Consider the following 16,071-nt stretch of genomic DNA (forward strand, 5'->3'; position numbering starts at 1 on the left):
ATCATCAAATGGCTGAAGCCGTGCTGACGAAAAATAATGAAACAAGATTTCTGTTTCATTATAAACCCGAGTACTATGTCGCGCTCGACAGCCTCTGCCTATTTTCCAAGCGCTATCAATTTATGTTCACTCCTGCAAACACAACTAGACGTCCACTTGACCTGACATCCTCAGCCTTCTTGGTTATTGCCTTTCTGACTGGAACGGCCGGTGCCCTGCAACTTCCCACACTCAGCCTCTTTCTTTCCAACGAAGTACAGGCTCGTCCTTTTATGGTGGGCATGTTTTATACCGGCAGCGCGGTTATTGGTATCGTCGTCAGCCAAATGCTGGCAACGCGCTCGGACCGTCAAGGCGATCGTAAATCGCTGATCTTCGTCTGCTGTCTGCTAGGCGCACTGGCCTGCATGCTGTTTGCGTGGAACCGTAACTACTTTATTCTGCTTTTTATCGGCGTCTTGCTGAGCAGCTTTGGCTCAACCGCAAACCCGCAACTTTTTGCGCTGGCACGCGAGCACGCGGATAAAACCGGTCGTGAAGCGGCCATGTTCAGCTCCATCCTCCGCGCCCAAATCTCTCTCGCTTGGGTTGTCGGCCCGCCCATCGCCTTTGCGTTGGCACTAGGATTCGGCTTCACCACAATGTATCTGACCGCCGCCGTCGTCTTTATCTTGTGCGGCATCCTGGTCAAATTCTTTCTGCCCTCCATGCCTAAAGCCGTGGAAAAAACCACCTCCACGCTGGAATCACCTCGTCGCAACCGTCGTGACACGCTGTTGCTATTCATCGCGTGTACCTTGATGTGGACCTGCAACGGGATTTACCTCATTAATATGCCGCTGTATCTGGTGCATGAGCTCCATCTGCCGGAAAAACTGGCGGGTATCATGATGGGTGTTGCCGCTGGGCTGGAAATTCCGGTGATGCTGATTGCTGGTTACGTTGCCAAACGCTTCGGTAAGCGATTCCTGATGCGACTTGCCGTTGCATCTGGCCTGCTGTTTTTCGGTGGGTTGTTGTTCTTCAACGGAGAAGCCGCGCTGCTAGCGTTACAGGTGCTGAACGCCATTTTCATCGGGATTCTGGCTGGAATCGGTATGCTCTACTTTCAGGATTTAATGCCTGGACAGGCAGGGGCTGCGACGACCCTGTTTACCAATACCACGCGCGTTGGCTGGATCATCTCCGGCTCGCTGGCTGGGATTGTTGCTGAAATTTGGGACTACCACGCCGTTTTCTTTTTCGCACTGCTGATGATCGTCGGTTCTATCTATTGTATGTGGCGCATCAAAGACGTCTGAGCACCGCAATTCAAGGCGCGGTGTCGGCTTCCAGTTTGAGCAAGTAAATCATCGCCTCATCTCGATGGCTGAAACACATATCCGCGCGCGGCTTTAGCCCCGCGCAAACCGCAGGTCGCAGAGGGGAATGGAATAACCCACAGCGCATCGCCTCATCAAGATGAATACAGGGTGTGTTTGCAGGTTTGCCGTGCGGCAAACCCGGCATAGGCGTTGAAATCGATGCTGCAATGCAGCAAGCACCGCAGTGGGGGCGACAGTCCATCAGTAAGCTCTCCGGTGGGCTGACAAGAGATAGGGATCGCCACGATAGCAGCCCGATAGCAAAAAACCAATCAGACCCATTCATCTTATACTCTAAATAATTCGAGTTTCAGGACAAAACGTATTCGTTTTGAACAACACAAAGCGTTAGCCCTTTAGGGCGAGTATTTGAACGCAGCCAACGCACATGAAATTTGAAGTATGACGAGTATCTACTTGCCTGAATTCTCCGGCGCGAGTAACGTGTCGCCACAAAAATCACACTCCTTATAGCAGGTAATTTTTATGGCAAGAGCGAACGAGATTAAACGCGGAATGGTCGTTAACTATAACGACAAGTTATTGCTGGTAAAGGACATCGACGTCCAGAGCCCCAGCGCCCGCGGTGCCAGCACATTGTATAAAATGCGTTTTTCTGACGTCCGCACGGGTTTGAAAGTGGAAGAGCGTTTTAAAGGCGACGACATCATCGATACCATTACGCTGACGCGCCGTACCGTCACCTTCTCTTATATTGACGGCGACGAATACGTTTTTATGGATGATGAAGACTACGCGCCTTACCTCTTCAAAAAAGATCAAATAGAAGATGAATTGCTGTTTATCCCTGAAGGTGGCATGCCAGGCATTCAGGTATTAAGCTGGGACGGCCAAATCATCGCGCTGGAACTGCCACAGACGGTAGACCTTGAAATCATTGAGACGGCACCGGGCATTAAAGGCGCGTCAGCCAGCTCACGCAACAAACCCGCCACCATGAGCACCGGTCTGGTCATCCCAGTTCCAGAATACTTGAGCGCAGGTGAAAAAATCCGCATTCACATTCCAGAACGCCGCTACATGGGCCGCGCAGACTAACAACATACCTCTGCACCATCGGCACGATACCTGTCGCCGGATGACATATCCGGCACATCTTACTCTTCCATTCACATAGGAACCTGCCATGCTAACGAAAGTCAATTTGATTACGGGGTTTCTGGGTAGTGGAAAAACCACTACGATTCGCCACCTTCTGTCGCAAAAGCCTGAGGACGAAGTCTGGGCGGTGCTGGTCAATGAATTCGGCGAAGTAGGCATTGACGGCGCCTTATTGGCGGACACCGGTGCCGTCCTGAAAGAAATTCCCGGCGGCTGCATGTGCTGCGTGAACGGCCTGCCTATGCAGGTTGGTCTGAACATGCTGCTGCAACAGAAAAAACCCCATCGATTACTCATCGAACCCACAGGGCTCGGCCACCCGAAACAAATTCTCTCATTGCTGACGAGCGACATCTATCAGCCTTGGCTGACATTGCAGGCCACACTGTGTCTGCTGGATGCGCGTCAGTTAAGCGACACACGTTACACGGAAAATGAGAATTTCCGCGATCAACTTGCCGCCGCTGACATTATTATCGCCAACAAGCGTGATACCTATGCCCCCGACGATCTCGCGGCATTACAACAATGGCAACAGGTAAGCAGCGAGGGACGACAAATTATCGAAGTCAGTCAGGGAAATGTTGACCGACAACAGCTCGATCAACCGCGACATAACGTACGCGAATTACCTGATGGAGCCCATCACCATTCACACAAACCAACAAATGGTTTGGCCGCACTGAAACTACCGGGTGGGCAATCCTGGCGACGCTCTCTTAATCAGGGACAGGGCTACCATGCCTGCGGTTGGATATTTGAACCTGAAACCGCTTTTGACACCGCCGCCCTGCTGGACTGGGTCCGCCTTTCCCCCGTGAACCGGGTTAAAGGGGTGATGCGTATAAAAGAAGGGACGCTCGTCGTCAACCGTCAGGGACACGATCTTCATATAGAAACGCGTTCGGCGGCACCGATTGATAGCCGTATCGAAATCATCAATGAAACGCCGGCAGAATGGAATACGTTGCAAGCCTCGCTGTTAAAGGCTCGTTTAGCTAACGTGGACTAGACTGGAGTTTTTTCGTATTTGGATGCTTTACCTTATGTCATTTGCTCGTCTTTCTTCTATTTTAGTGCTCAATGTATTGGGTATAGGCTTGTTTTTATCCTGGTACCTGCCAGAAAATCATGGTTTTTGGCTCACGCTCGACAGTAACATCTTTTTCTATTTCAACCGTCTTTTGGTCGATAGCCCCGCATTTTTACATGTCGTCGCCATTACCAATAACAGAGCTTTTGACGGCTGTGCGCTCATTGCGATGGGATTACTATATTTGTCGTTTTATTTGAAAGCCACTCCCACAGAGCGCCGCCGCTTGTTGATCATTGGCTTTATCATGCTGTTAACTGCCGTGGTGCTGAATCAGGCTGGACATTTACTGCCGGTTCAACACGCCAGCCCGACACTCTATTTTAGTGACGTCAACCGCGTTTCAGACTTAACGGGTATTCCTACCAAAGATGCTTCATCGGACAGTTTCCCCGGCGACCACGGCATGATGCTGATGATCTTCGCTGCCTTTATGCTCCGCTATTTTACCCGCACCGCTTTCGCTATCGGCGTGGCCATCACAATCATCTTCTCATTGCCTCGCATCATGATCGGCGCACATTGGTTTACCGATATTGCTGTTGGTTCGCTCTCGGTTGTTCTGGTCGGCCTGAGTTGGTGGTTATTAACACCAGCAAGCGATGCCGCTATTACGCTGTTAAACCGACTATTACCTAAGAAATCGACAGTATAAATCCCTATGATTTCAGATTTTTTACATCGCCATTTTTTAGCTGAATACATCATTAAATCTTATAAATAAATTAGTTAAAACTTCTCGCAATCCTGCTGTTGTTGCGGTAGTCTCGTTCAGGTTTGCTTTTTAGCGCATACTGAACTAGCAGCAGAAAGAGAAATAATGTGCATTCTGGCACACTTTCGCTGATGAGTATTTGGCTAGGAAGAAACTCTGATTTAGTCTGACTCTCGTTTTCGTTTGGCATTTATTATGCCCCAGTGAAATGGGGACACTACATAGCGATATTTATCGTTAAGGACAGCAAGGGAACATAACAATAATGGTCAAGTCTCAACCGATTCTGAGATATATCTGGCGGGCAGTGCCTGCCGTAGCGGTAGCAATGATGCTCTCCGCATGTGGAAGTAATAGTGCATATAACCATAAAGCTCAAACTGATATGCATGCAGTTAATGATAAAGATGGTCTTTTACTGCAAGCCTCTCAGGATGAATTTGAAGCGCTGGTCCGTAACGTGGACATCAAGTCCAAGTTGCTTAACCAATATGCCAGTTGGAAAGGTGTTCGTTACCGTTTAGGCGGTGATAGTCGCCGTGGCATTGACTGCTCAGCTTTCGTTCAGCGCACCTTCCGCGAACAATTTGGCATGGATTTACCGCGTTCAACCTATGAACAGCAAGAGATGGGTCAACAAATTCAGCGCAACAAACTGCGCGTTGGCGATCTCGTTCTGTTCCGTGCAGGTTCAACCGGGCGCCACGTTGGCATTTACCTCGGCAACGATCAGTTCGTCCACGCATCAACCAGCAGTGGCGTCATTATCTCCAAAATGACAGAAGACTACTGGAACAAGCGCTATCAAGAAGGACGCCGCGTTCTGAGTAAAGGAAAAACCAGCTAAACAATATCTGTCCCTTGCTGTGATACTGTTTAGTTAGCCGACGAAACGAGATGACACTAACGCCGCTTATAACCTAAGCGGCGTTTTTTTATGCCTGCTCTTCCCCCGAATACCACTACGCTCCTCCCCTTCTGCGGCATATTGCGCAAAATATGACTGACTCAACAACCTGAAACATTAACAGGCCGTGATTAAGGTAGGTTTATCACCTAATTTCATGATAAAAAGAAAACACGTAACTTCCCGATGGGAATGTTAATTATTTCAAGAACTTTATGCCGAAGAAATCGGTATCGCCGACGTTACGGTATGGCATGTCCACACCTGTCGCCTATCAGATAACGTCCGCTCGCAGGAGATTGCCGTCAGATGTTAAAACGCGTTATCGCTGCCGTATTGCTTTGCACGACCCATTTTGGGCTGCATGCCGAAACGATTGAAAACAGCACCCGCTTCGCACTGTTGGGGGAACCCAAATATGCCGAGAATTTCAGCCATTTTGACTATGTCAATCCTGACGCCCCCAAGGGCGGCAGCATCACCCTCAGCGCACTGGGTACCTTTGACAATTTCAACCGTTTCGCGCTACGTGGCACGGCGGCGGCACGTACTGAACGTCTCTACGATTCGCTTTTCACTTCCTCTGATGACGAACCCGGCAGTTATTATCCACTCGTCGCGCTGACGACACGCCATCCGGCAGATTTCCGCTGGATTGAAATAGAGATGAACCCCAAAGCCCGCTTTCATGACGGCACCCCGATCACAGCGGCCGACGTGGCGTTCACTTACAATATGTTTATGACGCAAGGCGTGCCGCAGTTTCGCATCTATTTTAAAGATGTTACCGCCAAGGCCGTTGCACCGCTGACCGTGCGCTTCGATTTTCCCGTGTCCGACAAAAACCGCATGTTCAGCCTGCTGACCCTGCCCATCATGCCGGAAAAATTCTGGAAGAATCATAAGTTCAGCGAGCCGCTATCCTATCCACCACCGGCCAGTGGTCCTTACCGCATCACTGCCTATAGAACGGGGCAATATGTCACCTATTCTCGCGTGAACGATTATTGGGGTGCCGATCTACCAGTCAATAAAGGCCAGTACAATTTCGATAAAATCCGCTACGACTATTATCTGGACGACAGCGTCGCACTCGAGGCCTTTAAAGCGGGCGCCTTCGATCTGCGTGAAGAAGGATCGCCAAAAAATTGGGCAACCCAATATCAGGGGGGCAACTTTGGGCGTGGCTACATCATTAAGCAGGATCAGGTCAATCAATCCGCTCAGGATACGCGTTGGTTAGCGTTCAATATCCAACGACCGCTGTTTCAGGATCGTCGCGTTCGTCAGGCGTTATCTCTGGCATTTGACTTCAACTGGATGAACAAGGCGCTGTATTACAACGCCTATCAACGTACCGACAGCTATTTCCAGAATACTGAGTATGCCGCTAAAGGCGAACCCAGCGCAGAGGAACTGGCCTGGCTGACGCCACTGAAGGACAAAGTCCCCCCCGAAGTCTTTGGCATGGCCTACAAACCGCCCTCCTCCGACGGCAGCGGGTATGACCGACAAAACTGGCTTAAGGCGATCAAACTGCTGGAAGAGGCTGGCTGGGAATTGAAAGATCAGAAGCTGGTTAATCGCAAAACCGGGCAACCATTTATGTTTGAATTGCTGTTGCCAAGCGCTGGTAATTCGCAATATGTCTTACCTTTCCAGCAGAGCTTGAAAAAACTGGGCATCACCATGAACGTGCGTAACATCGACAGCACGCAGTTCAATAACCGCCTCCGTAAGCGGGATTTCGATATGCTGGCAACAGTATACAGCGCGTCTCTCTACCCCAGTGCTGACCTGCAAATTCGCTGGAGTTCGCAGTATATAGACTCAACCTACAACAGGCCGGGAGTCAGCGATCCCGCTATCGATTCGCTCATTGAAGACATCGTCAAGCATCAAGGGCAAAAAGTCCCCCTGCTGTCATTAGGCCGCGCGCTGGACAGAGTATTGACCTGGAATCAGCTCATGATTCCGATGTGGTATTCCAACCATGACCGTTTCGCCTATTGGAACAAGTTTGCCATGCCAGCGGTACGCCCAGCCTATTCACTTGGTTTTGATGGCTGGTGGTTCGATACCAAACAGGCGGCCACGCTGCCCGCAGAGCGACGTTAAGGAATCAAAATGGGAACGTATCTGTTACGCCGCCTCTTGCTGGTCATTCCAACCCTGTGGGCGATTATTACGATTAACTTCTTCATTGTACAAATTGCTCCCGGCGGCCCAGTCGATCAAGCTATCGCAGCGATCGAAATGGGACACGGCAGCGGCTATACCGCCAATAGCGGAATGGATGCAGGAATGGCGCGCACGGGCACCAGCGGCGCGCCCAATATCGAGAACGCTTACCGCGGCTCACGCGGGCTTGACCCTGAAGTCATCGAGGAAATCACTAAACGCTATGGCTTCGATAAACCGATCCATGAGCGCTATTTTAAACTGCTGTGGGATTACGTACGCTTTGACTTCGGCGACAGCCTGTTCCGTGGTTCTTCGGTGATGCAGCTCATTAAAGAGAGCATGCCGGTTTCGATTACGCTGGGGCTGTGGAGTACGCTGATTGTCTACCTGATTTCCATTCCGCTTGGCATCAAGAAGGCCGTGAAGAACGGCACGCCGTTCGACACCTGGAGTAGCACGCTAATCATTATCGGCTATGCTATTCCCGCATTTTTGTTTGCGATTATTTTGATTGTGCTATTCGCGGGCGGCAGTTATCTGGACTGGTTCCCGCTTCGAGGTCTGGTCTCCAGCAATTTTGACACCCTGCCGTGGTACAGCAAAATTACCGACTATTTGTGGCATATCGCGCTGCCCGTTATCGCTTCCGTGATTGGCGGTTTTGCTACCCTCACCATGCTCACCAAGAACTCCTTTATGGATGAGATTCGCAAACAATACGTCGTGACCGCTCGCGCCAAAGGGCTGGATGAAAAAAGCATTCTCTACCGCCACGTGTTCCGTAATGCCATGCTGCTGGTGATTGCAGGCTTCCCCGCCACCTTTATCAGCATGTTCTTCACCGGCTCGCTGCTGATTGAGGTGATGTTTTCCCTCAACGGGTTGGGTCTGTTGGGCTATGACGCAACACTGCAACGTGATTATCCCGTCATGTTCGGCACGCTGTATATCTTCACGCTGATCGGTTTATTGTTGAATATCGTCAGCGACATAACCTATACGCTGGTTGACCCGCGTATCGATTTTGAGGGACGCCAATGAGCCGCTTAAGCCCGATTAATCAGGCGCGCTGGGCGCGTTTTAAAAGTAATCGTCGCGGTTACTGGTCGCTGTGGATTTTCATGGTGTTGTTTATCCTCAGCCTATTTTCCGAACTGATCGCCAATGACAAACCGTTGCTGGTGAAATATGACGGTCAGCTCTATACGCCAGTATTGATTGATCATAGTGAAAGAACGTTCGGTGGACAGTTAGATACCGCCGCTGACTTCCGTGATCCTTACATAGCCGAACGTATCAGCAGCAACGGTTGGGCTATTTGGCCACTGATTCGCTACAGCTACGACACGATAAACTATGCCACCACAGCATCCTTTCCGTCGGCACCCTCCTGGCAGAACTGGCTGGGCACGGACAGCCAGGGGAAGGACGTAGTCTCACAGGTACTTTATGGCTTCCGTATCTCACTGCTGTTCGGTCTGGCGCTCACCATTCTGTCCAGCGTGATTGGCATTATCGTAGGGGCGACACAGGGCTATTACGGCGGACGCCTTGACCTATGGGGCCAGCGCTTCATCGAAGTCTGGTCCGGCATGCCGACGCTGTTTCTCATTATTCTGCTGTCGAGCGTGATTCAACCGGACTTCTGGTGGCTATTAGGCATTACCGTACTTTTCGGCTGGATGAGTCTGGTTGGCGTGGTTCGGGCAGAATTTTTGCGTACGCGAAACTTTGACTATATTCGCGCCGCGCAGGCAATGGGCGTCAGCGATCGTGCCATTATGTTCCGCTGCATGCTGCCAAATGCGATGGTCGCGACGCTGACCTATCTGCCCTTTATTCTCTGTGGCTCAATTACCACTCTGACATCGCTGGATTTTCTCGGCTTTGGTCTGCCGATGGGCTCACCATCATTAGGCACTTTATTGCTGGAAGGGAAAAATAACCTTCAGGCACCGTGGCTGGGTATTACCGTATTTATGGTGCTTTCCATCGTGCTTTCCTTACTCATTTTTATCGGCGAAGCGGTGCGCGACGCCTTTGACCCCAGCAAGGCGCATTAATATGTCCAGTTCACCTTTATTGCAGATAGATAATCTCAGCATTGCCTTCCGCAAAGGCGATCAGGAGCAGCGTGTTGTCGACCAGCTTTCACTGGCGGTGAACGCTGGTGAGACGCTGGCGCTGGTTGGTGAGTCAGGTTCGGGGAAAAGCGTCACCGCACTATCAGTTTTACGCTTGCTCCCTTCCCCGCCCGTGGTTTATCCCGAAGGCGATATTCGCTTTGCGGGGCAATCGCTGCTGCATGCCGATGAAAAAACGCTGCGTCAGATACGCGGCAACCAAATTGCGATGATCTTTCAGGAACCGATGGTGTCGCTCAATCCCCTGCAAAGCATTGAGAAACAGCTGATTGAAGTGCTTTCGCTGCATCGGGGTATGCGTACTGAGGCCGCTCGTAGCGAAGTGATCACCTGTCTGGATCGCGTGGGTATTCGGCAGGCTAAAAGTCGATTGAATGATTTCCCACATCAGCTTTCAGGTGGAGAACGCCAGCGCGTCATGATTGCCATGGCGTTACTGACCCAACCCGACTTACTGATTGCCGATGAGCCTACAACGGCGCTGGACGTTACCGTTCAGGCGCAAATCCTGAAATTGCTGAACGAGCTGAAGCAGGAATTGGGGATGAGCTTACTGTTCATCACCCACGATCTGAATATCGTCCGTCAGTTAGCAGATAACGTATCGGTGATGAAGGCGGGTAAGGCCGTGGAACACAATAGCTGTCAGCAGCTTTTCAGCGCACCTCAGCATCCTTACACACGCCAATTGCTGGACGCAGAACCGTCAGGCGAGCCGCTTCCGGTAGAGGATAACGGTGAACCGCTCCTGCGGGTAGAACAACTGCACGTTTCGTTTCCTATCAAACGCGGTCTTTTGCGTCGTACCATTGACGAAAAACACGTCGTTAATAATATTAGTTTCACCTTACGCCGCGGTGAAAGTCTGGGTCTGGTGGGGGAATCCGGTTCAGGGAAAAGCACAACTGGGTTAGCGCTACTGCGCCTGATCCAATCGCGCGGCGATATTTGGTTTGACGGCCAGCCGTTGCAAGGGCTAACCCGTAAGCAAATGCTGCCCTTCCGTCATCGGATTCAGGTTGTCTTTCAGGATCCCAACTCCGCGTTGAACCCACGGCTGAATGTGGAACAAATTATTGCTGAAGGACTGACCGTTCATCACAAATTGAGCAAAGAGGCGCGTGAGCAACGCGTGGTGGCGGTGATGCAGGAAGTCGGACTGGATCCCTCCACCCGCTACCGCTATCCATCCGAATTTTCCGGTGGCCAGCGCCAGCGTATCGCTATCGCTCGGGCACTGATACTGCAACCGGAACTGCTGATCCTCGATGAACCAACGTCGTCGCTGGACAGAACCGTTCAGGCGCAAATCCTGACGCTGCTGAAGTCATTACAAGAAAAGCACAAAATCGCCTACCTGTTTATCAGCCATGATTTGCAGGTTATCCGCTCGCTATGCCATCAGGTTATTGTGTTACGACAGGGTGAAGTGGTCGAACAAGGAGAGTGTCAACAGGTATTCACGCATCCTGCCGAGCATTACACGCGGGAGTTGCTACAGTTTTCATCCGGAATGACGGAAACGCAATCGGCATAAACGAGGAAGTACCGCAGCGCCAGTTTGCTGACGCTGCGGTTTAAAAAGGGTACTGTGCCGATACGGATTCGGCGATAGCGACACCGACATTCTTCAGACGGCACATTGCCGTACTTTCATCATTGCGATGCAAAAACAGACACGGTTCGCCTTCCCATTCCAGAACGGCGCAATCAACCTGTATTTCAGACAGGGATTGATTCAGCTGGCGCATGATTTCCCATGCGATATCGCCATCATGGCTCAATAGCTTGAGACCAATCAGGTTATTGTCTTCTTCTCTGCCGCTCAGCGGAATCGGTTCAACATTGATACCTGTAAAACCCGATAACCAGCGATAACTTTGCGGCAAACGATGAACTACCGAAAGTTGAAAACTGTCCACTACTCTTCCCTCAGGTAATAATTCACAAAATAGTAACATATTTATCATAGTAGCGTGTTCACACCATTCCCCGCCACTTTTCGCGAACAAAAAAACAACAAACACACCTTTTTCACATCGTGATAGTGGCTAAAGAGCCTGATTGCAAGCGCTATTAATGCCAAATTGATCACGAATCGCTCTTCTTTTCCGGTTATATGTAACCTTTTCCATTCAACATCTCAACCATTTTTAGCCCACCCATTCACTTTTGGGTCAAATATTTTACATTAGCAAAACAAAAAGGAATTGCAGGCTATCTATCGTTATCAAATGGAAAATGCGGAAAGAGAAGAACAGATTCAGATGCAGGCACACTTACCTGCATCTGAAAGAAGGGAAAAATCATGACGCGGGGGAGCGATGCGCGTACAGATACAGCAGAAATGCACCAACCGAACAGAGCGCCATCGATAGCACCATCGGCCAGGCGCTGTTGAATGAAACCAGTGAGAGGACAACACCCACAATCGCACCAAGACCAAAGCGTAGCGTGCCAGCCAACGATGATGCTGTCCCTGCCATGTGAGGGAAATCATCGAGAATAACCGCCATCGCATTCGACGCGACCATCGCAATACAGCCGACAAACAGCGCTACACCGAACACCAGCGGTAGGAAGCCGAGATCGAGCAGGCAGACAATCACCAGCCATATTCCCATCACAAACTGAATGACCAGCCCGGTGCGGAACATCGCCATAGCACCCAGTCGCCGTACATTACGGCTGTTAAACAGCGTCACCACAAACAGAAAAACGACGTTCAGGGCAAAGTAATAGCCAAAATTCTGAGGCGAAACGCCATACAGATTGATATACACAAACGGCCCGGCACTCAGGAAGGAAAACATGCCGCAGAACGAAAGTCCGCTCGCCACCATATAGCTAAACACGCGCTTGTGGCGGAAAAGTATGGCGAAATTTCCGATGGTGGTACGTAGATGAAATTTCTGTCGCTTCGCTGGCGGTAAGGTTTCTTTGATAAAAAAGAAAATCAGCGCTGATGCCAAAAAAGCCGCGGCAGAGATCGTCCAGAAAATGGAATGCCAGCTAAACCACAGCAAGAGCCAGCCACCGGCAATCGGTGCAATTAAGGGGGCAACCGTCATCACCAGCACGACAAACGACATCATGCGAGAAAAATCATCCCGCGAGAACATATCGCGCATCAGAGCATTAATAACGACCGCAGCAGCAGCGGCAGAAACACCGTGCAGAAAACGCATATAGATCAGTTGCTCTACCGTTTGCGCCAGCGCACAGGCCACGCCTGCGAACGCAAAAACCAGCGTGCCGCCGAGAATAACAGGTTTGCGCCCCAAACTATCCGCCATCGGACCGTAGAACATCTGACCGATAGCAAAACCCAGCACATAGGTGCTGAGCGTCATTTGGACATGCCCGTCCCCTACGCCAAACTCGTTGGCAATGGTCGGTAACGCAGGTAAATACATATCGATAGCTAACGGCATTAGCATCGAAATCAGGCCAAGAATAAAAATCAGCCCGAGATGAGAAGAACGGCGTAATTGCACTAACTAACTCCAGATTAGAAATAAGGTCGTTCTGAACGGTATTATTTTACGCTGGCGACCTCTTCAGCATTTAACTCCCGGAATTCCCCCGGTTCCAGCTCGCTATCCAGACAGATGTCACCGATACGCTCGCGGTGTAGCTCCACAACGCGATTTCCCACCGCCGCAAACATCCTTTTCACCTGATGATAACGACCTTCGCTAATCGTCAGTCGCACGACATGATCCGTTATCTTCTCAAGCGTAGCGGGTTTAGTAAGATTCTTCTCGTTATGCAGTTGTACGCCCACCGTAAATTGCGCTGCGGTGTCCTCGGCCAGCGGCAGTTCCAACGTCACCAGATAGGTTTTTTCACACTCATGTTTAGGTGAAGTAATACGGTGCGACCATTTTCCATCGTCAGTTAACAGCACCAATCCCGTGGTATCGATATCCAAACGCCCGGCCGCATGCAGCTTGTACGCCACCGGCACATCCATAAAATAAAGAATGGTCGGATGATCGGGATCGTCCGTTGAACAGACGTAGCCCTGAGGCTTATTCAACATGAAATAACGTGGGCCGTTTTGCTGTTTCAACGGGTTACCATCAAATTCAACGTTATGCTCGGGGGATAGCTTGAACGCACCGCTTTTTACCACTTCACCATCTACGGTAACACGCTGTGCGTGGAGCTCGCGCGCCACCAGTGAACGACTAATTTCCAACTGCTGGGATAAAAATTTGTCCAATCGCATTAAAACTGACTACCTATTTAAAAGAACTGCCGGTCTCAAATCGTGAGGCCCTAAATTGTGAGGAGGATAGTATAACGGGGCTTTGTCCGCCCGTCCTGCAATTCACTGCCTGTGAGTTGCTCTTTTTAGCCGACCGTCAACTTGAACGCCCCTTGCTTATCCCTCGCACTGGGTATTATCAACAGGCATAATAAGGGCAATTTTTTACATTTTAAGGACAACCCTATGTCATCTATTCACGGTCATGAAGTTTTGCAAATGATGATCGCGTCCGGTGAATCATTTACCACCGAACAGCTGGTTACCACCATAGAAACCCGCTTCGGCAGCGCAGCACGTTTTCATACCTGCTCCGCCGAAAACATGACGGCGTCAATGCTGGTGCAATTTCTGTCTGAACGCGGGAAATTTATTCCACACGATGCTGGTTTCACCACCAGCGCCAGTAAAATCTGCCAGCACTAGCGATGTCATTCACACTACGGCCTTACCAGCGTGAGGCTGTTTCTGCCACACTCGACTATTTCCGGCGACATACCCAACCTGCCGTCATCGTCTTGCCTACCGGTGCAGGGAAAAGTCTGGTGATCGCCGAACTGGCGCGGCTTGCTCGTGGACGTGTTCTGGTGCTCGCGCACGTCAAGGAACTGGTCGCGCAAAACCACGCCAAATACTGCGCCTGGGATTTGGACGCGGATATCTTCGCCGCAGGACTGCAACAGCGCGAAAGTCAGGGAAAAGTAGTCTTTGGCAGCGTGCAATCCGTCGCACGAAACCTCGACCAGTTTGATAACGCTTTCTCCCTGCTGATCATCGATGAATGCCACCGTATTAGCGACGACGATAACAGCCAATATCAACAAATCATCCAGCATCTGCAAAAGACGAATCCACAGCTGCGGCTGCTCGGCCTGACTGCAACGCCCTATCGCCTTGGCAAAGGCTGGATATATCAGTATCACTATCACGGCATGATGCGCGGCGACGAGCGTTGTTTGTTCCGCGACTGCATCTATGAACTACCACTGCGCTATATGATCAAGCATGGTTTTCTGGTGCCGCCAGATCGGCTGGATATGCCGGTGGTGCAATATGATTTCAGTAAACTGGTCGCCCGCAGCAACGGGCTATTTAGCGAAGCAGATCTGAATCTCGAACTCAAACGCCAGCAACGCATCACGCCCCACATCATCAGCCAGGTTGTCGATTATGCACAAACGCGGCGCGGCGTGATGATTTTTGCGTCCACCGTCGAGCATGCCAAAGAAATTGCAGCGCTATTGCCCGCAGGTCAGGCCGCGCTGGTCAGCGCCGATACGCCACCAGCCGAGCGTGATGCGTTGATTGATGCCTTTAAGCAGCAGTCATTGCGATACCTGGTCAACGTAGCGGTCTTAACAACTGGTTTCGACGCACCACATGTCGACCTTATTGCCATTCTACGACCAACGGAGTCCGTGAGTCTCTATCAGCAAATTGTCGGGCGCGGTTTACGTTTATATCCCGGAAAAACAGACTGTCTGATACTAGATTACGCGGGTAACCCACACGACCTCTACACACCAGAAGTCGGTAACAGCAAACCCCATGCTGGTAGCCAGCCCGTGCAGGTTTTCTGCCCAGAGTGCGGCTTTGCCAATCTGTTCTGGGGAAAAACCACCCCGGACGGCGATATCATCGAACACTATGGCCGCCGCTGTCAGGGCTGGGAAATGACGGAAAGCGGCCAACGCCAACAGTGTGATTTCCGCTTTCGGTTTAAAGTCTGCCCACACTGCGGGGCAGAAAACGACATTGCCGCGCGGCGCTGCCACCAGTGTGACGAGGTATTAGTCGATCCCGATGACATGTTGAAAGCCGCGCTGAAACTGAAAGATTCGCTGGTTTTTCGCTGTAGCGGCATGAGCTTCGAACGAGGGCAGGATGCAAAAGGTGAGTGGCTAAAAATCACCTACCACGATGAAGACGGTGCCGAAGTGAGTGAACGTTTTCGCCTGCATTCCACCGCACAACGCCACGTTTTCCTGCAACAATTTTTACGTGTTCACCAGCGCGCACCGGGAACGCCGTTTAACTGGCAGAATGCCGCCGACGTCATCGCACAACAGGACGTATTACGCGCACCCGACTTTGTCGTCGCTCGTAAAAACGGGAAATTCTGGCAAATACGCGAAAAGCTCTTTGATTATCAGGGACGCTTTCGCCGCGCCAATGAGCTCCGCGGCTAAGTAATGTTGGGATTCATTTGCCCACGAAGCCATATTCCGCTAGAATTTAGCCCGCTTTTGTTCGCAAAAGCTGAATAACC

Annotated in this window: 15 protein-coding genes; 11 read left to right on the top strand and 4 right to left on the bottom strand. The window is 50.8% G+C overall.

What is annotated here, in order from left to right:
* Positions 1–122: 122 nt before the first annotated feature.
* Entirely contained in the window at positions 123–1,301 is a 1,179-nt protein-coding gene (setB, locus tag A0G03_RS03080) for a sugar efflux transporter SetB (RefSeq protein WP_048261139.1), read from the top strand.
* A 10-nt stretch (positions 1,302–1,311) separates the two neighbouring features.
* On the opposite strand, the gene A0G03_RS03085 is transcribed toward setB, so the two are convergent.
* On the bottom strand, positions 1,312–1,566 hold the full coding sequence (locus A0G03_RS03085; RefSeq protein ID WP_005967276.1) for a hypothetical protein: 255 nt from the start codon (positions 1,564–1,566) through the stop codon (positions 1,312–1,314).
* 284 nt (positions 1,567–1,850) lie between these two features.
* Here A0G03_RS03085 and yeiP point away from each other — a divergent pair, with 284 nt between their 5' ends.
* The 8 genes from yeiP (at position 1,851) to yejF (ending at position 11,066) form a co-directional block, all read left to right on the top strand.
* Positions 1,851–2,423 carry an elongation factor P-like protein YeiP gene (yeiP, locus tag A0G03_RS03090; RefSeq protein WP_039291233.1) on the top strand — a complete coding sequence of 191 codons (573 nt, stop codon included), beginning with the start codon at positions 1,851–1,853 and terminating at the stop codon, positions 2,421–2,423.
* A gap of 88 nt (positions 2,424–2,511) precedes the next feature.
* A complete protein-coding gene (locus tag A0G03_RS03095; protein WP_048260710.1) occupies positions 2,512–3,498 on the top strand; it encodes a CobW family GTP-binding protein in 987 nt (328 codons plus the stop codon).
* A gap of 34 nt (positions 3,499–3,532) precedes the next feature.
* The gene (locus A0G03_RS03100) at positions 3,533–4,234 is read left to right on the top strand and encodes a phosphatase PAP2 family protein (protein ID WP_048260711.1); all 702 of its coding nucleotides are present in this window, start codon (positions 3,533–3,535) and stop codon (positions 4,232–4,234) included.
* 325 nt (positions 4,235–4,559) lie between these two features.
* Positions 4,560–5,141: a bifunctional murein DD-endopeptidase/murein LD-carboxypeptidase gene (gene mepS, locus A0G03_RS03105; protein ID WP_005967268.1), complete on the top strand. Its 582-nt coding sequence runs from the start codon at positions 4,560–4,562 to the stop codon at positions 5,139–5,141.
* A 369-nt stretch (positions 5,142–5,510) separates the two neighbouring features.
* Positions 5,511–7,319, top strand: a complete 1,809-nt coding sequence (locus tag A0G03_RS03110) for an extracellular solute-binding protein (RefSeq protein WP_048260713.1) — start codon at positions 5,511–5,513, stop codon at positions 7,317–7,319.
* A 9-nt stretch (positions 7,320–7,328) separates the two neighbouring features.
* Positions 7,329–8,426, top strand: a complete 1,098-nt coding sequence (locus A0G03_RS03115) for a microcin C ABC transporter permease YejB (RefSeq protein ID WP_048260715.1) — start codon at positions 7,329–7,331, stop codon at positions 8,424–8,426.
* Positions 8,423–9,448, top strand: coding sequence for an ABC transporter permease (locus tag A0G03_RS03120; protein ID WP_048260717.1), 1,026 nt, complete (start codon positions 8,423–8,425; stop codon positions 9,446–9,448). Before A0G03_RS03115 ends, A0G03_RS03120 begins: the two co-directional genes overlap by 4 nt.
* A 1-nt stretch (position 9,449) precedes the next feature.
* A complete protein-coding gene (gene yejF / locus A0G03_RS03125; RefSeq protein ID WP_048260719.1) occupies positions 9,450–11,066 on the top strand; it encodes a microcin C ABC transporter ATP-binding protein YejF in 1,617 nt (538 codons plus the stop codon).
* A 40-nt stretch (positions 11,067–11,106) separates the two neighbouring features.
* Here the strand turns inward: yejF and A0G03_RS03130 are convergent, their stop codons facing one another.
* The 3 genes from A0G03_RS03130 to rsuA form a co-directional block, all read right to left on the bottom strand.
* On the bottom strand, positions 11,107–11,451 hold the full coding sequence (locus A0G03_RS03130) for a YejG family protein (protein WP_048260722.1): 345 nt from the start codon (positions 11,449–11,451) through the stop codon (positions 11,107–11,109).
* A 384-nt stretch (positions 11,452–11,835) separates the two neighbouring features.
* The gene (locus A0G03_RS03135) at positions 11,836–13,026 is read right to left on the bottom strand and encodes a Bcr/CflA family multidrug efflux MFS transporter (RefSeq protein WP_048260724.1); all 1,191 of its coding nucleotides are present in this window, start codon (positions 13,024–13,026) and stop codon (positions 11,836–11,838) included.
* A 41-nt stretch (positions 13,027–13,067) separates the two neighbouring features.
* A complete protein-coding gene (rsuA, locus tag A0G03_RS03140) occupies positions 13,068–13,763 on the bottom strand; it encodes a 16S rRNA pseudouridine(516) synthase RsuA (protein WP_048260726.1) in 696 nt (231 codons plus the stop codon).
* 225 nt (positions 13,764–13,988) lie between these two features.
* Here rsuA and A0G03_RS03145 point away from each other — a divergent pair, with 225 nt between their 5' ends.
* Positions 13,989–14,228 carry a YecH family metal-binding protein gene (locus tag A0G03_RS03145; protein ID WP_048260728.1) on the top strand — a complete coding sequence of 80 codons (240 nt, stop codon included), beginning with the start codon at positions 13,989–13,991 and terminating at the stop codon, positions 14,226–14,228.
* 2 nt (positions 14,229–14,230) lie between these two features.
* Positions 14,231–15,991 (top strand): DNA repair helicase RadD, encoded by a 1,761-nt coding sequence (gene radD, locus A0G03_RS03150; RefSeq protein WP_048260730.1) that lies wholly within the window; start codon positions 14,231–14,233, stop codon positions 15,989–15,991.
* Positions 15,992–16,071 lie beyond the last annotated feature (80 nt).

It is taken from the genome of Pectobacterium peruviense (assembly GCF_002847345.1).
GTDB classification, from domain to species: Bacteria; Pseudomonadota; Gammaproteobacteria; order Enterobacterales; family Enterobacteriaceae; genus Pectobacterium; species Pectobacterium peruviense.